The sequence below is a fragment of the Halovivax cerinus genome (genome assembly GCF_024498195.1).
GTDB lineage: Archaea > Halobacteriota > Halobacteria > Halobacteriales > Natrialbaceae > Halovivax > Halovivax cerinus.
Genome location: NZ_CP101824.1, coordinates 579,710 through 601,177, shown reverse-complemented (window position 1 = coordinate 601,177; position 21,468 = coordinate 579,710). Strand labels below are relative to the sequence as shown.

Genomic DNA, 21,468 nt, shown 5'->3' with positions numbered 1-21,468 from the left:
AGCGAACTCTCGGATTCAGCAGCCAGAAATGATATGTTGAGATCCTACATCAGATAGTCGATTATCTCGGTCGCTTGCGTGATTGCGATTCCTTCGACGGCTGGGACATTAGGTGCGTCCGCTGCGCCGCGGTGACTCCTGTTTCCACGGAGATACTCGATGGTCTGGGCGATAGCGGAACTGAGTTTCGGCTTCCCATTACGCTCGACGAAGAGTTCGATGTCGTCCAGCTCGACTGCGCCATACACTGGCAACCATGACTGGCCCAATAGGATCTGCTCCGACCTACACCCCAGATACTGGTTTTCATTCAGAGAGCGGCTCGATCGTGTGTTTCGACCAGTTATTTTGTCACCCCGAACCGGTTGGGCTTTATACATTTACGGCCTGCGTTGCTGGAGAGAGCAACACGATCGACAATTCTGCTGTATTCACACTTATCTAGCATCCGCAACTCTCATCCAGGAGTCATATTCCATGTCCGAAACTCACTAAGCAAACCGTGCGGATGGATGTGGGTATCAAGGTATTTGAGATAGCTGGCTCTGTTGAAACCCTATTCTTCAGATACATTCTTGTCTGAAACAGCCGGTCAATGAGAACTGCGAATTGACCGTTTCGCTATTACCTGCGCTAACGAAGGTTTATACTCAACAAGTTAGAACGTAGACCAGATGCCGTCACCTCACAGGGAACGGCGCAACACAGTATCCGTGCCGACCGGAAACGGGACGGCTGGACAAGGGCCGACCCGTCGTCGTGTGCTTTTAACGACCGCGGGAGCCGGGCTCGCGTCGATCGGTCGTGTCGGCCGGGCTCATGGAACATCGACTGACGGTGACGAGCGCTGGCGATTTGAGACCACGTATTCGCTTCCGACGTCGCCGACAGTCGTCGAAGGGACCGTATTTATTGGAAGTCGTTGTTGCTCGGACCCATTAAGCGGTGATGGAGCAGTCCACGCACTCGACGCTGACCGCGGCGAGGAACGGTGGCGTTACGAACACCACTTGCTTGATTCGAGTACTGACGGGGTGCCAATCGCCCCGGTAGTCGGTGCATTGGAAGTCGTCGACGGCACCGTTTTCGTCCCCAGACGTGGCGTGTTCGCGCTCGATCAGGAGACGGGAGAGAAACTGTGGCGGTCCGAGGAGCGCGGGTATCATGGCGGGGACGTCCTCTCGTCGCCGGCGGTGTCTCAGGGAACAGTGTATCTCGGGAACGGGAGTCGCGTGGCCGCATTTAACAGCGCGGTCGGGAAACTTCGGTGGGCTGAAGGCCCAAACCCGCGAGGGAAAATGTCTCCAGTGGTCGTCGACGGTACCGTCTATGCGGCTGGCGGGTACCGAACCGTCTACGCCTACGATGCCGAAACCGGCGACGAAGAGTGGCTTTTTGATGAAGTCGAGCAGCCATTTCTTACATCGCCGACGGTGGCCGACGGGACTCTCTTCGTTTGCACCGTCGGATTCATGTACGCCCTCGACACTGACAGCGGGCAGGAGCGTCTGCGCTACAACCCTGATTGGGGTATCCTATCGTCACCGACGGTCGCCGACGGAACGGTGTACGTGGGTGGTGAGAGTTACGAGGGAGACGGCGGCATCGTCGCCGCATTCGATACCGCTGAGGACACGGAACGGTGGCGGTTCGAACGGCTCGGTGAAGTACGCTCCTCACCGACGGTAGCCGGTAACACGCTCTTCGTCGGGAGCGACGACGGGGCCCTGTACGCGCTCAATGTCGCCGACGGGAGTGAGCGGTGGCGCTTCGAGACAGGTGCCGAGATCCGCACAGCGCCGATCGTCGTCGACGGGACGGTCTACGTCGCTGACACGGACGGCACTGTCTACGCGTTGGATGCAAGAGTCCACGGTTCAAGCGTGGATTCGAGAGTCCTGCTCGGCGCACAGGGCCACCACCACGCTTGGGCTGAGGCCGCGTCCACCGACGTCGCCCCGGCCGAGTTCGTCGTCGAACTCAACGCCGTCCCCAACCCGGTAGTCACGGGCGACGAGATTACGGTACAGATTACCGTCACGAACGTCGGCGACGAAGTCGGACGGCGAACACTCCACTTCGATGCCGCTGCAACCGACGGCGACGAGAACGGGTTGAGACAAATACACTTCGATGGCCAGGATTCCTTCGAGGAGCCGATCGAACTCACGGATGGTGAATCGGAGACGATAGAAGCGTCCGGAACCGTCAAAAGGGGTCCTGCTAAATCGACTGTCCCGGCTCCCGAGTGGCCGGGTGAACTATCACTGGCTGCACGGGTCTACGAGGATGCGACCGAACTGACAATCCCGGTTGAGAAACCGGCGAACGATCAGGAGGATGGCCATCTTTCCGACTACTGGCCGGTCGGCGCACTCGGCGCACTTGGCGGGGCGGGCTATCTGTTGAATCGGCGTCGGAGCACCGAGCGAAAATAGACGAAGCACTCCGTCCGATCGGCTGGTATGACAAGAAGGTAAGATGGTCACTAGTACGCCTACATTGACCGCAGGGAGAGGCAAACATATCACTCCCTAAGGATTTCAACAGAGCCAGATAGATATGTGTCGGACATATCCAGCCTTCTCTCCCTCTGACGTGTAAACTAAAATATGGGGTCCCTTTTAGCTGTTAGAATAATATTGTTTACAAGGATGTTTACGAAGGCCGGACTCGCTATTCTGGACGTGCTGAGTTCCGGGCGAGACGTAACTGCCCAAGAGTTGGCCACAGAAACCGGGTATAGTCGCAAGCAGATCTACCGCGTCGCTGACGACTTGATTGACAACGGAGTACTGCGCGAATCCCGATCGCAGCACAACCAGCGTGTCGTTCGTGCTACTACCGATCCCGTTGTCGAAGCGTACCGGAACCTGACATCGAACCTCGGGCACGTGGACTGGGCGGATCTCCTCTCACCGGCTACGATACAGGTCTGCTGGTACCTCGATGAACCACGCCGCGTCACCACGATCGCTGACCGGTTAGGGATTACGCGACAGGCCGTCCACAAAGCGTTGTCTCCGTTGAAGAACCGAGCGATGCTCGCACCTGCCGGGCCAGAGTACGCACTCGCCGACGACCTCCACCCCTTACTCGAATTCACCATCGCCGTCGTCAGGCATGACCACCGCCACCGCGTTCGGCGACTCGCACCCAGCGCCACGATTGCGTGGTGTGACCCGAAACGCGCACTCGTCCACGTACAGACCTCCGAAGACACGGACACACTCCAGAACGCCGACGACTGGGACGTGACTGGATTAGCGAAGTTCCAGGGGTACGGTCTGCAGTTCTTCCTCGCAGGAGAACCTGCCTTCTGGTACGCCCCAGACGACGATCTCACCCTTGCGGACATCGTTTGCCATACGCTCGTCCTCGACATCGACTCCCGACGCGTGAGCTACGCGATGCTCCTCATCGAACAGGAACGAATCGAACAGGAAACGCTCACCGAGACTGCGACCTGGTACGGTCTGGGCGCAACGATATCTCGAATGTATCGTCTCATAAACGAGGGAACCGACGCCGACGACGAGATGATGGTGGGGAATTCCTTGCCGAGCGCTCAGGAATACGCAGCGCTGAAAGACCAGTACGGAGTCGCATAAATGACTGTATTCAGCGGTGAGGAGGCCATTAGGACGTTTCTTGCCGAGTTGACGAGTGGCTCCCTGAGTGGCAGCTATATAACCATAGACTTTGAATTACCTGATTGAGTTTGGGATTATTTTGTGTATGGGTCTGTCTTCTCAATTTCCTGACAGAATTACTTTCATCTCAAAATTTTGAATAGTGGTGAGAATTAGCCTTTATTTTTATTATGTTTGATGTTCAATACGGACTATGCCAAGTTTGAGGAGGTCCGAGTATTATCCGTGGTTTGCGGACTCCTCTGCAAATCTCCCCAAAGATAGATTTCTTAATAAAGACTTTCTAAAATCGGAACGAGAGCGGATTGAGCACGCTCGCCAGTGGGATACCAAATATCGAGAAGCAGATCGTGGAGACAAATTGGATGAATACATCACATATGTGATTCCGGTAGATATGTCGAAAATATTGAAGAAAGAGGTGAACGAACGGGGATTTAAAATCCTTGGCACATCTGCACTCAGAAACAGTGCTCAACTAGAGAAACTCGCACTTTTCCCAGAAGACATGCAGCTACCTGATGATTATTCCCTCATCAGGATATTTGAGCCAGAAAAGGAGATCGTTCTTTTCAAAGGGGACGTTTATGGTACTGACGCGATTATTGTTGAAGACTTTGAATCTCTATCTATCGATTATCTATATCAGAATGTGAACTCCAGTGATATAGATATGTTTGATCTTTTGGGCGAGTGGTTAGGTGGCGATGATTTGATGACTCACTCTATCCATGCTCCGATGATTTCATCGCCTCAAAATATAACGGGTACCGGTGGCATAGGGTCCTGTTCATTAAGTCCTACGACAAGGTTTGCAAAAACCTTGAATAAGCAAGTGGCCAGAATCCTTCCTCCAGAGTATACAGAGTACAATCCTCCAAGCCGTGATACTAGCGGGTTTAGTGAACGCCACTCAAAGGGACGTGGTAGAAAGATCGTCTATAACACAGCTGAGAAAATCCCCAACGCAAATTCCCATGTTGGGTTAAAATCTGGAGACTCCTATGAATATGTGCATATGGAAGCAAAGCATCGGACGACCTTTCCCGGTGAATACTCATATTTAGGAAATGTGGTACCGGATGGCGGCAGGGATCTTCACGTCGCTCAGGACACGCTAGAACACTTCACTCAAAACGAGATCACTATTAGTTCTTTTGACGAGCTAAAAGAAGCCGATGTTGATTTATCTAGAGTCAATGATAGTATTGTTGATTATGAAGACGTCTGGATAAATGTGGTTGAAGCAAGACAGGTTATGCCAGACGTCGGGGATCAACGAGCTGACCAAGAGAAATGGATTCGAGATCTAACGAAAGATTGGGAAATTTTCCTACCACAAATGGGGTTCAATGACACCGTTCATCATTTAGCAGAATTAAGGGCAGAACAGACCTATAAGAACCTTCTCCGGCTTGCTCAGCAGTTTGCGAGAAGTGATAAGCGAGAACAAGTCACTGATCAAGATATGAAGGACGCTCATTGGAATTTCAAAGCCCAGGCAGAGCGACTCTTGGGAACTGACCTCATCAAGGATGCTGCTCAAGGCATTAAAGGGTCCCATTCAACGGATCGAGAGAGCGTTGTGCACACGTTCTTAAAAAGTAAACCATGCGTCCGGAATGAACTCGTATCGAGACTGCTCGATACGAGTAAATTCAACAAGGGGAAGAAAACTGAGAAATATATTCAGAGAATGATTGATAGAGGCTATCTCTACAAATCTCCCGATGGGAAACTTCACCCAACATAAGGACTCTTCAGTACGTTAAAGACGCTGTGTCGGATCACTCTATCCCCATGTCTTAATCTCCATTCACTTCCCGTTGAAGACGGAAACACCATTGCAACTTCGGGCTTGAACAGCAACTAAGTATCCGAACTAACGGCCCCTTGTTCCTGAATTAAGGCCGCGAGAAAGGGGTGTCATATAATTTCGTTAGCCCTCTCCACTAGCGGTGGGGGGTTCAAACAACCCTAAAATAGCCGGTCTATGGCTTCAGCCAAGATTGCTCCTTTCCATGTACTCGACTGCATCCCAGATACTGAGTACGCGGATCCGACCTTCGTAGTACGTGTTGTTGATCACACCGGAAATTGCTCGTTCGGCGTTTCGGTCGTCAATCAAAATCCCGACAGACTCATGCGATGTTGAACCCAGAAGCATTACCGCCGCTGCTGGGAGCTCCGAATCTGTTTTCCGTAATTTATCTGGAGGCGTCTGCTCGAATTTTGCCAGTCGTTCGTGGATGCGGTCCATGATCTCCCCAGCACGCGGCCCATCATGGACCCGAACTCCCGGCTGTACAGTATCAAGGAGAGTGATCCACTCCGTCGTGTCTGCCCGGTCCACCCAGTCAATACTGATGTATCCTCGTTGTTCCGAAACCTCCTCTACGACACCGGGAGTCAGATACAACTGAACCTCCTCCGCTTTGACGTACTGAATGAAGGTCTGATAGGCGTCACTCTCGGTTCCACCGATGGTTCTGAGGAAACTCGTATCGAGAAGGAGGGCTGTTGGGAACGGCGACGGATGTTCCTCACTCATCGGCATGCTGGTATGGACTCTGTCCGATTGCTCGCTCGTGAACGTCCACCTCGAAGGTAACGTTGCTGAGCGTCGGGACGAAGTCCTTCACGACGACAAGGATTCTTTCAATTGCTTGCGTGACCGCGATGGCTTCGACAGCGGGAATGTTGAGGTCGTCGGCAACACCGCGGCGGGTCGTCTCGCCTTGCAGGTAGTTGATCGTGCCCATCACCGCAGGTGCTAGTGCCGCCTTCCCGTGACGGCCAACGTAGAGTTCGAGATCGTCGTCAACGCTTGTTGCCCCGTAGACGGCGATAATGGCGGGGCCGAATTCAAGGGTGATTTCATCGGTCCAGTCACCACTCACAGGTTCGGCACGCCAGAGTGCTGAGCCGTCCTGGTGTTCGTCCATCTCCTCAGCGACGCCCAACTCCTCCAGCATGTTGGCGTACTTGTACGCGGTACTCTTAGAGAAGTCCTGACGCTCACGGGCTGCCGTGATTGTCGTGGGGGAGTTGATCAGGATATCCGTGTAAAACCGTGCGAGTTCTGGGGTGCCCAGTAGCTCCTGGATGACGAAGAACCGATGGGCTGTATCTCCTGCATCCGGTGGCTGAACGGAGGCGTGTGCGTTCGACATAGTCCATAGTACACGAACTATGCACTAAGTGTTTTGGGTCGCTTAGACAGAACTACGATCCGTTCAGTACCTCCGAGATAAGTCGGTACAATCTTTCATCGACTTGCTCAGGATTGACAGTGAATTCGCAAATCCAGTTCGTGGATCAATTACGCCTTGGTTTCACCCTCTCGGCTCCCAGTTGGAATGCTTGGTCGAGGTTATCCCCGCGCCATTCACGGTTCTGAATGCGAATGGCGTCCTCTCTCAGGTCTTTGGCTAAACGATCTTCAGCCGGGAGTACCGTTTGGTCGGCGAATTTGCTGATGATGGTCTTGAAGCTGGTTCGACGTATCTCAGCTTCAGACGGCATTTTGTCAGGTGGAGTTGGGTGTTCGGATTGAGATGGATCAGCTCGCCATGACTTCTCAGAGGTTTCAAACCCTTCTCATCATCGTTGAACGGCTCAAGTACTATCTTGCTCCCATGATGAAGCCGGCGTTCTCTTGTCCCCTCAGGCGCGTACTTCGACTTCTCCCGAACATGGCGCTTGAGTCATGATAACAGACGTTAGTCTCCGTCAGTTGTAGACTCTCCGTGATTCGAGGTCAGAGACACGTGTTCGATACAGCGATCAATGCGTCTGTATCAACGATAACTGGATGACGCACATCATCGTCCACCATTTTACTTCTGGAAAACGCCGGTCGTATCGAGATCCGCAGCCTCCTCAAAGGCCTCCCGCTCACGCTCAATGTCTTCCAAAACATCACCAAGAAGGAGCTCAGCAACGTCTTCAGAAATCTTTCCCTGCGTGTACTGCTGGTGAAGGGTGATCTTCTCTTCGTCTGAAAGGCTTTCTCGGAGTTTCTCTTGAAGACCTTGTTGAGCAAGCTCGCTGATGTTGATCCCGCCGAGACGCATCTGATCAACGATCTGAGCCGCCTCCTTCTCAGTTTTCCCGCGGAACTGAATTTTGTCGCTGTTCGTCGCCATCTTGACTGCTCATTCTCCCTCCACGGATATAGTTGTTGTAACGTACCATCCACGTCAGTACGCCCTCCGAAGGACTCTGGGATACCCGCATTCGCAGATCGACCTCGCTCCGAACAGGAAATTACTGTTGAAGATGCATTGATAGAATTCACTCCGACTCAGGGGTGTGGTGAGTCCCGAGTTGGAACGAAGGTACGGGAATCTCCTGAGCGATGCGATCCTTCTGGGCAAAGAGCGGATCGAACAAAGTAAATGGTGATTTAGGGGAACGTGGTTTTCAACGGTTTGATGCGGGTCTTGATCCTGAAAATCACTCCGACTCTGGGGTGGGGTGTTAGAGGAAGGTCGAGGCGAAATTGCTCCGGCTCAGGGTGTAGGGCGTTGCTCAACTTTCAATAACAGAAACTCGTAAAACCGACGGTTTGACAAGGTATAGGACTGGGAAAATCACTCCGATTTAGGGGTGTATCAAGGTCAAATTTCACTCCGACTGAGGGGTGTGGTCTTGAAGTTGCGATGAGAGAATTCACTCCGGATCAGGGGTGTATCGGAATGAGAAGTTGGATCAATTTGAGAAAACGGGTATTTCGACCAGTTAAGTAGGGTTTCTGCGGTGAAAATCACTCCGACTGAGGGGTGTGGTGTCCCGAACTCAATCGAAGGTGCAGGAAACTACTGACCGCTACGTTCTTTCTGGACAACGAGTGGCTCGAACAGAGTAAATTGGGATCTCAGGGAAATGCGGATTTCAACGGGTTAAGGAGGGTATTGATTGTGAAATTCACTCCGACCCAGGGGTGTACTGAGGACCGAGTTAGAACGAAGGTGCTGTAATCTATTGATCGGCGATTATCTAGACGATACTACAATTAGGAAACAGTCTTTGAGGATGATAATGGATCAGAGAGTTAAGTCCCGGTGCACGAAACCTTTTTAGCATCGGAACGATTTTGACGTCAATGGCCGTACTTATCGGAAATGTCTGTGAGACTCCTCTGATAGTAATCTCCCTTCTCAAAAAAAAAAAAGATAAACGAGCCCGTCTCCCATACCCCGAATTGCTTTTCAAATCAATACGTCGTTTATCAACACGCTTTTGAATTATTAACAGGTTCTCTATAATGCGGGGTTTCCGATGGGGGAGCTCCTGAGAAGGGGTATTGGACCCTGCACCTGCCATTCCATACGCAGGTCTTTTGCAGCAAATACGTTGCCTGTCAAGACCGTCGGGGCCGATAGTAGTACCCGGTTATAATTACTTTTGTAGGCCAAAATAACTATGCTTCGACAGGGTATAGATGTATTTAGCGGGGCATGAGCACGTCCATTCGACGTCAATAGCCATATCGCTCTCCCCGCTATCGGAGACATGGATCTGCCGGCCTGGGCCATCCGGCAGCTATCAAGTGACTGAACTCAGCACCCTTGGCCCTTCGCGGAAATCTACCTCGTTGGAGTAGAATAATTCGGTGGTTGCCACCCCGATTTTCACTCCACTTCAACATCTCATCCTCTTAGCCATAGGGCAACAGAATCAAGCTAAAAGTCTTTTACACTCGTTTGCGGTGTTCTATTTAGCCAGGATAGCAGTTACTCGATGCATCATAATCGAATTGAGCAGCCGCTTCTGATTCCCAACACCTAGGTGAGGTGGTCGTGTATCTGCCTATACACAGGTTTGATGGATTGGGGGCCTTGCTGTTGATATAATCATTGAATTAGTGGCCGATCTCTACTTCAGCTATTCGTATAGATAGTGATTGTTGATTGAAGTTCTCGCCGGACCACCTCAGGGACGCTTTCAATCCCTGCAGCCGTTAATACGTACCCGAGTTGTCCTTGCCAGTCAGGCTCTTCGTCTACAATTGGAGCTTCTCCTAACGCTATCGACAGAGATTTCCAAAGCGTTGCTTGCTCATACAGATCTGGATCTTCAGGGAGATAACCAATGAGACTCTCTGGGGCGAACACGATCAACATGTCTCGATGGCGAGTGAACGACACGTTGATACGATTTTCCGTCAATAGGAACTTGTCCTCAGCAGCGATGTAGTTCGGATCAGAAACAGTTGCGTTTACCATCATCAAGTCACGTTCCCCGCCCTGGAATCGATTAACCGTGTCTACCTGGATAGCTTCACCCTCCTTCTCCTCTGCTGACGAACCATCTCCAGCGACTGTATAGCCGTGCTTTTGCAACTTCGACTGGACACGCCCACGTTGGGCATTATGCGGCGTGACGACACCTACCTTGAATGCAGAATCGATCGCCAAGACAAGCGCTTCTGTTAACGCGCCCTCGATGGGGTTCGATTGCTGGAACTGATTTTTCCCTGTGTAGGTGAGTAGAGCAACAGTTGTGTCTTCATCGAATAACGGAACGAGCGGGTCATTGAGATCCTCAAGAACTGAGAGTACTGGTTCAATCTCGTCTCGACCAGACGAGTACTTTATCTCATCTTGTTCGTACACAGTCTGTTGCACGAACTCAGCGGTCCATTCTCCGAACCGATACGTCGTTTCCAGTTGAATCAGTTCAATTTCCACAGCCTCCGGATCACGTTTACACATAACCTGGGACTGGCGCTCGGGTTCTAGTACTTCATCACCGCGAAGGAGGCGGAGATAGTCCAGTGTCGAAAGATGTGCTGCTGTCGATCGTATATCTCGCCGGCGTACTTCCTCCCAGTCACGTTTCTGAACCGGTGGCAACTGTCGATGGTCTCCTCCGACAAGAACTTGCCCGTATTCGTGGAATCCGCTCCCAGCCAAGAGGAAGTTTGGCAACTCTAACATCGACGCCTCATCCACAGCCAGCAAGTGCCATAATTGCTGCTCAGCTCGGGTTCGCTCATCTGGGTTTGACCCAGGAGCCACTTCCTTTAGGAACCTCCATGAACGCGTTGTTGTCGCAAATACCAACGTTAGCGGTTGATCAGTCGCTTTCTCCGCCTCGGTATCCATTTCCCCATCCTGACTGGATGCCGTAAACGAAGATAGCCCGGATTGCTCTTCACCTGTAACTGTGAACTCCCCTGACGACGATGCATTCTCGGACCCGGACCCCTTTCCCAGTGTCACCGTTCCTTCCGATCGTAGACGTTGCGTGATCCGCCGGATCCGTTGAGCATGGTCCTCGTTGTTATAATTCGCGTATGTCACGCCATCAATCGGGTCAGCTGGCTCTTCTCCGATTCGGACCAGTTCAATATCCAGATCGGTCGATGCTAACGGTCCAGCCTCAGCTGCCTCGTTCAGGAGATCGGCGACGTCCGAGAGTAACTCGTCAATTGCTGTGTTTGATGGCGCAGTCACCAGCCCATTCACGCTCACACCGTTACAAGCACCTGCATACAAGCGTGCGAGTAACGCTGGTGCCATTGTTGCCGCGGTTTTCCCTGTCCCCGGCGGCCCTTGCAGGGCGACGAACTGCTGGCGATCTTCGGTTATGAACTTTTGTTGCTTCGGACTGGGATATGTCTCTTCACCGACGTCCTGACGCAACCAGGTTGCAACGGCGTCAACTCCATCTGGACGTCCATCATCGACCGAGGGATTGTCTAACTCAAACAGCGGCGTCTCGGGTTGGTGAATTTTCCCGTGTCGCACTTGCTCCAATCGCTGGTGAAGCGCGTTCGTGTCTGCGTGATCTAGTGCTTGCTGAGCGCGTTCTGCCGTAATATCATCTGTTTGAGGGTCAAGAATGAGCCACTCCCCAGATTTGATGTGGACTTTATGATCGTCAGCAGCGTAATCAGGATTCGTCGTCCAATCTGCGTGTGGTTGGCCGAAATCACCGCCATCGCTCCAGAAGTTCCGTAGTGTGAACTGAATCTGATCGTTGTCAATATCTAACTGCTGGATAGTAGCATTAACTCCCCGTTCGATTGCGTACGGGCGTGTCACTTCCGCTCCAACCATACTTGGGTCATATGGATTAGCGACCATCCAAGATCCACTCGACGTCCCTTGTGCCCCCTTCTGCCGACAGGCCCGTTTGACCTGTTCCCCGCCATCATCGAAAAGTAGATTGTGTTCGTAACGGAGCCGCCCAGTCACACGAAGTGTATTCCGGTTCTGCTTATCAACCTCTGTCACATATACGGGGATCGATTCACCGGCAAGAACCCGCTGGAGCGGAAACTGTCGGTACAGATGGTGTTTTTCCTCTCGGTTTGCACGGTATTCTTCGTGAAGATACTCTTTGACACCGTCCGCGAGTGACGGCGGATCAAACGTATCAGCATCTAATTCTTCGACTGGGTACGGTTCCTTACTGAAGAATGGATCCTTATAGCTGAGCGAGCGTTCCACGTGCTCCAGTATATCACATAGATGCCGGCCTAACGTCTGAACATCTGCTGGACCAATTTCTGAGTTGTGGTCGGTATCCCGGAACCGATACCGGTTCAACTCGAACTCTGCCAAAGCGGACTCATCGATGCTCTCTTTACTCTCCCAGTCGTCATCAATCCGCCCGACAGCCGCCCATAGATAGGCTAACGGAATTGACGCATCATGTCGCATCCGCGTGTTGATCCCATCGAACCATTCAGCTGTCTCTGGATCTATCTCGATTCCGATTCCACTATCGCTTTCCTCCTTGGGATTGTTGTTGAGGCGACGTTTTGCCTCTTTCACAAGATCACTTACAGGAACGTCGGGGTACACTGCTGCTGCACCTATATCGAATAATCGCCGTGAAAACACGCGCCGCAGATCATACGAGTCCTCCGAACTCGGCGGCGAATACGACCATGACTTCTGGTCCCGTGACTTACTATACGCTCCGTCAACTGTCGGATAAAGCTCCTTATAGGCGTGTAGCAACCCGGGCGATGGCGTCTCTAGAACGATATGGGACTCGATTTCAGATCGTAATGTAGATACCATCGATTCACTTGATTGCCCGGTTCCCTCAACCGCTGACCGGAACGCTCTACTCTCCGCACTATCGGGATGTCGGTCAAAAGCCTCGACGAGTGCGTCGTATTCTCCCTCTGTATACATGTAGAAATGCAACAGAGGATCGCACTGTGATGTCTTCTCAAACGAGAGACCATCACTGACCGTCCGTACCGCCTTGAAAAGCTTTGGACAGAACCGTTCCAGCATCAATTGTTCCTGTTTGTCTGCTGCGACGGCCTCATCCGGTGCGGCGTCAGAAACGACTGAGATACGCTGAGGTGGAGTCTCGCTGGCAGTGGCTGTGACGCGCGCATTTAACTGAATTAGACGGTCCCGAAGGTGGTCATATTGCACATTCAAATACACCCGGACCATCGACCCATCTTGCCACTCATAGTCGCCCGGGGCCGCGTTGCTGGGTTCGTCGTCCGGTAGTGAACAACGGCCGCTTCCTGGTAACCAGTTCTGCGGTCTATCACTAACCCCATCCGGTTCTGTCTGTAGTGCATCAAGCATCGCCTCTGCCCGATACACAAGTTGTGGGAACAACTGACCGAGTCCGGGAATACGGGCGAGAGCTTTGTACGTATCTGTTTGGAACGACCCCCTCTTGTACGATACGGGTGTCCATTCTTTTTCATCCGGCGTAAGGCACAACGCGGCCACATCAGCAATTGTCTGTACTCCGTACTCACGGAGCGTCCGCTGTTGTGAAACTGTTAGTCCGAGCAACCGAATGTCGCCGTATTCAAACGACTCTGTAACACACCCCTCATTGTACGGGCACGTACCGCACTTACTGTCGAGTTGAAACTCTACCTCTCCCCGTTCGGACCGTAGCGCCGTCAATAGCGATGACTCCGAATCAAGCAATCGGTGAAGATCTGCAATCCTGGGATCGATATCGAATGCTGGGAGACTGTCTCGTGTGACTGGAGTCACCGCCGTTTCCTGCGTAATAACCCCACCTGAAATTGTAATCTGGTCAATTGAGAGGCTATCGGACCCATTGATGAGTTGTCGAAGGACCGCTGCGTATGCAGCAGCTTGAATTTGATGATAGACTTTCTGTTCCTTCGTCCGTTTAACGTCAATGACGCGGACTTCAGCGCCCGATGGGGTAGACCAGATGAAGAGAAGATCGGCATCACCATGGATGCCTTGCTCGTTGATTGACCCCGTCACAGTCACCTGGTACAGAAGCACCGGATTCCCCTCCCAATCGGCCTCAGCAGACGTCGCTGTTCTAAGTTGCCGAAGAACTATCTCGTGGTCGTCCGTGAACTCTTCTTCTTCTTCATCGTTCTGATTACAGTCAATGGTCTCGCGGGTGTGCACCTCAATTTGCTCGCCCACATCCGACTCAAACTCCTCCCCGGCGGATGATAACAGTATATTCAGGGGATCGAACCCCTCTCGGAACTCCTCTGATTTGTGATTTGCCGTCCCGCTTATCTCCTGGATCCGGTGTTTTGCGTACCGAGGACACTGTCCGTAGCTGATGTACTCTGCAATTGCGGCCGGAGGCAAATACTCTGGAACAGATGTAACCTCATTTCTACCCATTATCTGCGATCTTCATTGGGAATGCATTTCGACATACAAAACGATAACGACAATTGAGGTATGAAACCGGGCTACTATCCTGCCATTATATTTGTGAACGGTTAGAGGAAACTTCCTACCGTCTCAGTTTGCCAATTGTTGTTGCTATTCTCGGCGAGTAGGGTGGATTATACATCTGTTTCTCGGGAACCTGTGAGATCAAATTTGAAACCAGCTCCTCCGGGATTTCTCAAAGAGTTATATTATTCCAAAGTCATGTAATTAAATATGGCTGTAGAGAACTCTGAGTTAGTCGGGGAGTTCGATCAGTTCTACAACCTTTAGCACGATATAGAAATAAAAGGTCTTGCTGAATATGGTATTACACTCTAAGTTCTCCTCTGAATAGTTAGGCCCGTCTCAAAATATAATGAAATTATATTATAGTGGATGTGCCCTGGAGAAGGAATATAGTGTAAACTCAGCCCTTTCACCATGAGTTTCGAACGGCCTCTGCTCGATCTTCTTTCAACTTCTTCTCCGATCTTGGATCATAGTGTCTCGTAAGGACCGGAATGGATACATCGAACCTTTCACTCGCACGGTCCCGTCGCAATCCGTTGCTGAGATGATGGACGATCGCCCCTCGGCGAATCGCATGTGGGTAATATGAACAGGGGCAGACATTAGAATCTGGATCGCATGCGGCATCACAGTCTTTGCTTTCGATCTTTCCCTTTGCCCAGCGACAACTCGTTGCGTCGTAGACCCACCGACGCAGCGTAGACTTAGCTGCCCGACCGAAACGCGTTGCGAATAGCGGAGCGCGGCCGTGATCATCACGAATGTCAGGACGTTGGTTATTGATGTAAGAGGTGAGAGCCTTGACGACTCGATCGTTCACTATAACATCCCGTTCTCCATCTCCTGCTGTGCCATCGCTAAGGCTCCCGTTCTTCAGCCGTGTCCCAGCATTTGGCCGATGGCGGAACTTGATCGATTCCTCTCCTTTGTTGAAGTCGTCGATATCGAGCGAATGGACGCAGCTTAGTCGCGCTCCTGTATTCCACAGGAGTTCTGTGAGTGCGTGCTGAGCTGATCCTCTCCGCTGCTTTCGGAGTTTCCCAAGAATCGCCTGGGCTTCCTCGGTGGGAATAGCGTGGTCTCTAGCAGTTGGTGAGAGTCCGAGTTCTTCCTTGTCTAGAATGCGGTAAACTGCATCGTCGCAGTAATCTCGCTTAGAGAGCCATCGAAGCCATGTGCGTACGTTTTTCGTATACGTAAGGATCGTCGAATCATTCTTGAATTCTTGATTTAGCTCGGCAACGTAATTGTCGAGTAATTCTGTAGAGAGCCCGGCAGGTGAAGACACGTTTCTCGTTTCTGCAAAATCGATAAACGGTGGTATTGTGCGCTTATACTGGGCGCGAGTCGCAGAGCTTCGGTTCTTTCGGCGTGAAAGATATCGATCGTATAGAGATGATAGTGAGGGCTGATCTGGAGAACTCGCGTCCAAATCCTGTGAAGATTCGACGCCCGCGGCTACCAGTATCTGCTTTATTGTGTCAGGATCGTCTATCTTGGCGATTGCGTCCACAAGTGCCTCCGTCATTCCTGCACCTCACGTTTGATAGCCGCCCAACGAATATCAGATGGGTAGACAATTTGCTCCTCTTCGGAGTCTATCCCTTTGCTTGAACACCCCACCGACTCGAAACGGAAGTCTTCGTAACTAAGCGCTTTCTTACTTTCTGCACGAATTGATCGGCGGATAGTCGAGGTGCTAACTCTCCCATGGTTGGTGGTGAAAAGCGGGCTGGTCTCTCCAACAGATGCATTAGTGCGTTCATAGCTGAGATAAGTTGCCAGCACGTCAGAGGTTGTCGTCGAGAGGTTTACCTTCCATGAAGGGTGTATCGTGTCAGCAACGAAGTAATCGCCAGAAACTGGGAGTTCGACCGATTCGTTGCCTGTATCCAGACTGCCAACGTCGAGAGATCGCACTTGATGAAGCCCTCCACGGGTATCAGCAATTGTGGCTGCAATAGCGTGTGTTCGTGTCCCGTACTGATGTCGGCGAAGATGAGAGAGAAGTTGATCGACAGCCCACGCAGGAGATCCGTTGGGACTGTGATCTGCACAGAACGGGCCGAGAACACGATGTCGAAGTCGTCGTACAGGGGACGACAATGACGGATTGAGGTGGGTTGCTATCCGGACCTTCGTCAGTCGCGGGTCCGCACGAGCATCGATTGCGCTGTAGTTCGAGAGCGAGCAGAGGTGACCTTGCGCGGTTTCGAGACTATTGTCGCAATCGACGAGCCGGGATTCGAGGAAGGCTGCGATATCTGCGTGCTTTGGATGCTCAGGTGCAAGACCTTCGCGGGAGCACCAGCGCTCGTACGCCTTGAGCGCAACCTTGTGAGACCGATAGGTTGGTGACCCAGCGTTCTGGGACAGACCTTTCAGGTAATCTGAAATCCCGGTGGTCCGGTTCGATTCTTTCGCCATCGTGGTTCGACCCACTTAGTATAGTAGAGCGGCGTCACAATCGCTGTCATTGCCATTTTGACCACGATATTTTGCTCTGCTCGTGGCCATCTACACCGTCCTTAAAAACTGAACCGTGAAATTCTGAAATCCGTTTCAGCAGTAACTTCTCCGATCGTAGTTATCCAAGTGTTCGATCCATCTCCTTCATATCAACGGATGATTGCCATCGGCCAATTTCTCTGCTCACGGCAAGATCGATCTGAACGGCCATCTCCGCCCGGATTTCGGCAGGATCGACAATTTCATCATCTGCTATATTGGTCGCACCTTGTCGCTGTTGGTTCCCTTTGCGAAAATCTTCGGTGCCGAATCCAGTCAAATCTCCTTTTGTCGGCGGTTCGTATAATCTTGTGTTCGTATCAACGATTACTCTGCCCGGTATCTGGTCGTTGAGGTATTTCTCTTCGTCTTTTGCTTCTAGGTTTGTTCGTCCCATCTTTATTCCCCGAGTTAGAGCGCGCCGAAACCCCAACAGATCTTCTAGGGGTTGGATTTTTCCAATCGTTCCGTCGGTACTCAGCTCTGACTTCCGTGATATTCCTTCGTAGTCGATAGCTGCATTCGTTAACTGATATGCGATTGCTATGAGGTGCGTCGCAGCGACTTCTCGACTGATTTCTTCTCCACCGAATTCGTCATGCTCGACTAATTCGAATAGCTCAGCGAACCCATCAAGATTCCCAATCCTCTCTTCATCGGCCTTGTTTAGATGCTCGTCACCAGCACGGAGCGCGCTTCACTAGTAAGTTCTAGGGTCCTAGCAAACGCTGCTACTTGTCGAATGTACTAGGAAATGAAGCGGGTAGCTTCGGTTGTGCCTACGAAGATTGCCCGCTTCACGAAGCAGGTTGTGTCGCTCTCACAAAAAGCCGTCGCTGGAGCGCCAAGACCGGCGTTTCAACCGGGTGAGGGCGGCTATGCCGACTGGGTAATCGTGACAATTCACGGTCTCAAAACCTACCTCGATTTGCCGTATCGACGGCTGCTCGACGTCCTTGCAGAAATGCCTCGAATCGGTCGAATTCTCGATTTAGAACCGGCTGAGTTGCCCGATTTTACCACCGTCTGTGCGCGCATGCAGCCGCTGAAAATGCCGATCTGGCGCGACTTTCTCCGCCTGTCGGCGCAGTTGCACGACACCGGCGACATTCAGGCGATCGACGCAACCGGAATGGATCGCATCGCGGCGAGTCAGCACTACGCCAAACGGACGAATTACACCTTTAGAGCGGTGAAAACGACGGCGTTGATCGACTGCGAAACTGGGGTGATTCTCGACATTCATTGCTCGATGAAACAACCTCACGACTCTCAGATCGCGTGGCAACTGCTCACGCGGAACCTAGAGAAACTGACGATACTGACCGCGGACAAAGGTTACGACTGGGAACTACTTCGTCATAAATTGCGATCTGAGGGCGTTACACCGGTGATAAAGTACCGAGAATTCGGTTGGCACGGCATCGCAAACAATGTCTTGCTCGACGATACGACGTACCATCAACGATCGAATATCGAAGCGACGTTTTTCGCGCTCCGGCGAAAATACGGTGAGATCGTGCGAGCTCGAACCTGGTTCGGCCAGTTCCGCGAACTCGTCCTGAAATGTGCCGTCAGAAACGTCGAACTAGCGCTTGACGCTGCTACTGGCTGATTTCAGCCGTCTAAACAAGGCCCTCTTCATCTATTTCCGAAATTTTGCGTAGATCTTGGAGCGCTAATGCTAGCCGTCTCTGACACTCTAGTTTCCTCTTGGATTTGTTTTTCTCTTCCCCTTCCAGCCACTGGTGGTCTGCCTTTGTGAGCAAGCCATTCTCTGGCATTCGTAGCTGAGAATTCACGGCGTTTGGTATAAATGACGTGGCAGATCGGCCAGATCAGTCCACATCTCGTGCTAAATATTGCAATTAGAGGGATTGGAAAATAAACCGTATTGTATCTATGTATGCCATCAAAGAAACCTTCGGAAAGGTCGCGGCGATCGAACGGCCCTATAAATAAGATCAATACTTACCGTAAAAACCGGATGGACTCAGGAGGTACAGGAGGAACTAGGATGCGGATATTATCCTATCAGAGGAGACCAATTCGACTAATCAACCCCTTCTGGCTTTTAACGAGGGTCCTTTCGATCCATTGATCTACGCAGCCAAAATCCCCTCGGGTCAATTAGATGGCAACTCAACTGTTAATGTGGATGAGTTACAAGTATTGAGTAATGCCGTCAGTCCCGGATAGCATCCCCGAAAGTGATCAGGCCCTTATCGAAGACCTCCTAGACCAAAAGCCTCCGGAGTTTACGGACCTCACTGTTACGCAATACGAAGCATTTGAGGACGGAGTTCTCGATGAAGGCAATCACCTCCTAATCGCGGAGACTGGTAACGGAAAGACATTTGTTGCTGAAGCAGTCACGAAAAAAGCTCTCCAACACGGTAACAAGGTCGCTTATTTGGTTCCATCTGTCGCCCTGGTCGGAGAGAAACATACGACGGTTTCTGCGTGGGCACCAAAGAGCGTCACCGTAAACCAGGGACGCGGGTACCCAGAGGCTGATGTTATCGTGGCCACGTTCGAATCGTTCTTCGAGGCCGTTATTCGGGGCTACGCTGAACGGTTCGATACAGTTATTCTGGACGACTTCCACGAAATCTACAGCTCTCACCGCGGACCCAATATCGAGAAAGGCATCAGTGCAGCTCTCGATCAAGAAATGGAAATTCTGGGAATCTCCGCGACTGTCGGCAACCCGCATACTATCGCTCGATGGCTTGATGCCGATCTCACGATTAGCAGTGAGGAAAGGGCGGTCCCAATCTTGGAGCAACCTGTCGAGAAAAACGGCAACAACTACGCGAAACAAATTGCTGGAATAATTCGGTCCAATCGGGAGAAAGGACCGTTCCTGGTGTTTAACGATACCACAAGTAACGCTGAAGCCAGAGCTCGGGGGCTAGCGGACGAAACCTCGTTCGAAACGGAGGCTGATGTGGACTTCCATGAAATGGTCGAAGAAGCTGTTACGACCGAACTGACGGATACCCATCGCAAACTCATCAGATTGCTCAGGAACGGAATTGCATATCATCATGCGCAGATGGAGAGCGGCCTGAAGGACCTTATCGAGGAATATACGGAGAAAGGCATCATCAAATGCGTGTTCTGCACGACTACGCTAAGTTACGGATTCGACTCCCCCGTTCAATCAGTAATCGTTGCAGACCTGAAACGCTGGGATGGCTTTCGGCAATTCATTGGCGTCTACGAATATGTGCAGTGGATTGGGCGTGCTGGACGGGATGCTGATGTCTACGACCAAGCCTACGCCTTCCTCATGTACGACGATGCCGATGCCACGGAAAAATTCCAATTCGATACGCGCGTTGAACAGAAGGACTTAGAAGATGTGGAATCGCATTTGTCCGGCCAAATAGCGCTGCGCTGGCTGGTCTTGGAACTCGTGAACTATGGCTGGGATACCGATCTGGAGGTTCTAGATTTCATACAATCAACGCTGTTCTGGTCTGAGAGCGTTGAACAAGTGCCTCAACATGTTCGTGAAGACTACGGTGTGCAACCCAGCAAAGGAATTGTTGACGAAGTCGAGAAGACGTTGACGTGGCTGTCCAACCATGGATTGGTCCAGAAGCCAATCGGACAGCCACAAAGTGATGAGACGCGATATTCGGCAACCGATCTCGGAACTGCTCTCGTCGAGTATGAACACAGCAATTGGTTTGACGATAGTGTCCGAACCGTCCTCGAATTAACGGAGTGGCTGAAGGAACAGGGAGACGATCTCACCCCGGAGAGGCTGGTCGCTCGACTCGCCGAAGAATACTACCATTGTGACGAAGGCTTCTGGATCGACGGTGACGGGCCGTTGAACGCAAAGATGGAGTTACACGATCTAACCGAGAGTGAGGGGATGACATCTGCAATGATTTGTTGGTTCTGGTGTGCAGGTGCCTCAGTCACGGATATAGAAGATCTCCTGGGGGCCGATGATCTATCTGGGCTGACGAGTACCGCATCGAATCTAAGCACCGCCATTGAGAGCCTTCAATTACTATATGAACCGTTCGAGATGCCAACTGAACCGGAGTGGTTAGATATGTTTGCCGACCAGATTGATGCAGGAGTTCCCGGGCCAGATATGTATCTGGTACGGAACGTGGATCGGTTTGCCCGAGTCTTGTACAATAACCTTGAGGAACAGTTGAACCGGATGGGAGCCGGGACAGACTGGGATCCAGGACGGGAACACTTTGTCATTGAACGTCTATCTAAACTCCTAGCAAATAGCGATGAAGTCCAGTTCAAAGACTCGGTGAAGTCGGCACACCGAATTGGTAGTACGATTAGTGAGAATATCCTTGAGAGTGTTATGGAGTGGGACCCGACCGATAACGAAATGGTGGAGGTACCGTTTTCTGAGTCTGCGCGTGAACGCCGTGGCGCAGATGAACTAATCCAGTACCACGAGACTGAGCGCGAGTCATCCACCGAGTCTGATGAGGGAACCACGACGTCGGATATGCAACCGACAACTCTCGATGATTTCTGAATAGACGGCTCTGGTGAATCTCTAGGAACATCGACTTCCGTGAGTGACACCCGAGATCTTGTAGCAGTTGTAATAGCTTCGGTAGAGAAATGCG

General features: G+C 51.6%; 14 protein-coding genes and 2 pseudogenes. 6 read left to right on the top strand and 10 right to left on the bottom strand.

Features of this window, described 5'->3' with window-relative positions:
* Nucleotides 1-44: 44 nt before the first annotated feature.
* Nucleotides 45-380, bottom strand: coding sequence for a DUF7437 domain-containing protein (locus tag NO366_RS18590; RefSeq protein ID WP_425493196.1), 336 nt, complete (start codon nt 378-380; stop codon nt 45-47).
* Nucleotides 381-674: 294 nt separating this feature from the next.
* On the opposite strand from NO366_RS18590, the pseudogene NO366_RS18585 reads away from it, so the two are divergent.
* The 4 genes and pseudogenes from NO366_RS18585 to NO366_RS02765 all read left to right on the top strand — a co-directional run.
* Nucleotides 675-998, top strand: a pseudogene (locus NO366_RS18585) (hypothetical protein); the annotation flags it as partial.
* A gap of 63 nt (nt 999-1,061) precedes the next feature.
* Nucleotides 1,062-2,438: an outer membrane protein assembly factor BamB family protein gene (locus NO366_RS02775; RefSeq protein ID WP_425493218.1), complete on the top strand. Its 1,377-nt coding sequence runs from the start codon at nt 1,062-1,064 to the stop codon at nt 2,436-2,438.
* Between the two features lie 216 nt (nt 2,439-2,654).
* The gene (locus NO366_RS02770) at nt 2,655-3,611 is read left to right on the top strand and encodes a MarR family transcriptional regulator (RefSeq protein ID WP_382274537.1); all 957 of its coding nucleotides are present in this window, start codon (nt 2,655-2,657) and stop codon (nt 3,609-3,611) included.
* Nucleotides 3,612-3,846: 235 nt separating this feature from the next.
* Complete coding sequence (locus NO366_RS02765) at nt 3,847-5,406, top strand: hypothetical protein (protein ID WP_256532789.1); 1,560 nt, start codon at nt 3,847-3,849, stop codon at nt 5,404-5,406.
* 246 nt (nt 5,407-5,652) lie between these two features.
* Here the strand turns inward: NO366_RS02765 and NO366_RS02760 are convergent, their stop codons facing one another.
* The 9 genes and pseudogenes from NO366_RS02760 to NO366_RS02730 all read right to left on the bottom strand — a co-directional run bounded on the left by NO366_RS02760 (nt 5,653) and on the right by NO366_RS02730 (nt 17,243).
* Nucleotides 5,653-6,204 carry a PIN domain-containing protein gene (locus NO366_RS02760; RefSeq protein ID WP_256532788.1) on the bottom strand — a complete coding sequence of 184 codons (552 nt, stop codon included), beginning with the start codon at nt 6,202-6,204 and terminating at the stop codon, nt 5,653-5,655.
* Entirely contained in the window at nt 6,197-6,826 is a 630-nt protein-coding gene (locus tag NO366_RS02755) for a DUF7437 domain-containing protein (RefSeq protein WP_256532787.1), read from the bottom strand. The genes NO366_RS02760 and NO366_RS02755 overlap by 8 nt, the downstream gene beginning before the upstream one ends.
* Before the next feature lie 258 nt (nt 6,827-7,084).
* Nucleotides 7,085-7,306: pseudogene (locus NO366_RS18715) on the bottom strand (hypothetical protein); the annotation flags it as partial.
* 107 nt (nt 7,307-7,413) lie between these two features.
* On the bottom strand, nt 7,414-7,491 hold the full coding sequence (locus NO366_RS18710) for a hypothetical protein (RefSeq protein WP_484496878.1): 78 nt from the start codon (nt 7,489-7,491) through the stop codon (nt 7,414-7,416).
* A gap of 1 nt (nt 7,492) precedes the next feature.
* On the bottom strand, nt 7,493-7,801 hold the full coding sequence (locus NO366_RS02750) for a DUF8065 family protein (protein ID WP_256532786.1): 309 nt from the start codon (nt 7,799-7,801) through the stop codon (nt 7,493-7,495).
* Between the two features lie 1,737 nt (nt 7,802-9,538).
* Nucleotides 9,539-14,065: a bifunctional RecB family nuclease/DEAD/DEAH box helicase gene (locus NO366_RS02745; RefSeq protein ID WP_256532785.1), complete on the bottom strand. Its 4,527-nt coding sequence runs from the start codon at nt 14,063-14,065 to the stop codon at nt 9,539-9,541.
* Between the two features lie 679 nt (nt 14,066-14,744).
* Entirely contained in the window at nt 14,745-15,866 is a 1,122-nt protein-coding gene (locus tag NO366_RS02740) for a tyrosine-type recombinase/integrase (RefSeq protein WP_256532784.1), read from the bottom strand.
* Nucleotides 15,863-16,765 carry a hypothetical protein gene (locus NO366_RS02735; protein ID WP_256532783.1) on the bottom strand — a complete coding sequence of 301 codons (903 nt, stop codon included), beginning with the start codon at nt 16,763-16,765 and terminating at the stop codon, nt 15,863-15,865. Before NO366_RS02735 ends, NO366_RS02740 begins: the two co-directional genes overlap by 4 nt.
* Before the next feature lie 160 nt (nt 16,766-16,925).
* Nucleotides 16,926-17,243 carry a hypothetical protein gene (locus NO366_RS02730; protein ID WP_256532782.1) on the bottom strand — a complete coding sequence of 106 codons (318 nt, stop codon included), beginning with the start codon at nt 17,241-17,243 and terminating at the stop codon, nt 16,926-16,928.
* A 357-nt stretch (nt 17,244-17,600) separates the two neighbouring features.
* Here NO366_RS02730 and NO366_RS02725 point away from each other — a divergent pair, with 357 nt between their 5' ends.
* Together NO366_RS02725 and NO366_RS02720 are read left to right on the top strand one after the other, a co-directional pair.
* Nucleotides 17,601-18,461 (top strand): IS5 family transposase, encoded by an 861-nt coding sequence (locus NO366_RS02725; protein WP_256531445.1) that lies wholly within the window; start codon nt 17,601-17,603, stop codon nt 18,459-18,461.
* Nucleotides 18,462-19,025: 564 nt separating this feature from the next.
* A complete protein-coding gene (locus NO366_RS02720) occupies nt 19,026-21,374 on the top strand; it encodes a DEAD/DEAH box helicase (RefSeq protein ID WP_256532781.1) in 2,349 nt (782 codons plus the stop codon).
* The last annotated feature ends 94 nt before the right edge of the window (nt 21,375-21,468 follow it).

Bases quoted from the DNA above. Each gene is read 5' to 3' on its own strand.
- NO366_RS02765 (WP_256532789.1), top strand. From the start codon at position 3,847: ATGCCAAGTTTGAGGAGGTCCGAGTATTATCCGTGGTTTGCGGACTCC.
- NO366_RS02730 (WP_256532782.1), bottom strand. From the start codon at position 17,243: ATGGGACGAACAAACCTAGAAGCAAAAGACGAAGAGAAATACCTCAAC.
- NO366_RS02735 (WP_256532783.1), bottom strand. From the start codon at position 16,765: ATGGCGAAAGAATCGAACCGGACCACCGGGATTTCAGATTACCTGAAA.
- NO366_RS02770 (WP_382274537.1), top strand. From the start codon at position 2,655: ATGTTTACGAAGGCCGGACTCGCTATTCTGGACGTGCTGAGTTCCGGG.
- NO366_RS02760 (WP_256532788.1), bottom strand. From the start codon at position 6,204: ATGAGTGAGGAACATCCGTCGCCGTTCCCAACAGCCCTCCTTCTCGAT.
- NO366_RS18710 (WP_484496878.1), bottom strand. From the start codon at position 7,491: ATGGTGGACGATGATGTGCGTCATCCAGTTATCGTTGATACAGACGCA.
- NO366_RS02755 (WP_256532787.1), bottom strand. From the start codon at position 6,826: ATGTCGAACGCACACGCCTCCGTTCAGCCACCGGATGCAGGAGATACA.
- NO366_RS02725 (WP_256531445.1), top strand. From the start codon at position 17,601: ATGAAGCGGGTAGCTTCGGTTGTGCCTACGAAGATTGCCCGCTTCACG.
- NO366_RS02720 (WP_256532781.1), top strand. From the start codon at position 19,026: ATGCCGTCAGTCCCGGATAGCATCCCCGAAAGTGATCAGGCCCTTATC.
- NO366_RS02750 (WP_256532786.1), bottom strand. From the start codon at position 7,801: ATGGCGACGAACAGCGACAAAATTCAGTTCCGCGGGAAAACTGAGAAG.
- NO366_RS18590 (WP_425493196.1), bottom strand. From the start codon at position 380: ATGTATAAAGCCCAACCGGTTCGGGGTGACAAAATAACTGGTCGAAAC.
- NO366_RS02740 (WP_256532784.1), bottom strand. From the start codon at position 15,866: ATGACGGAGGCACTTGTGGACGCAATCGCCAAGATAGACGATCCTGAC.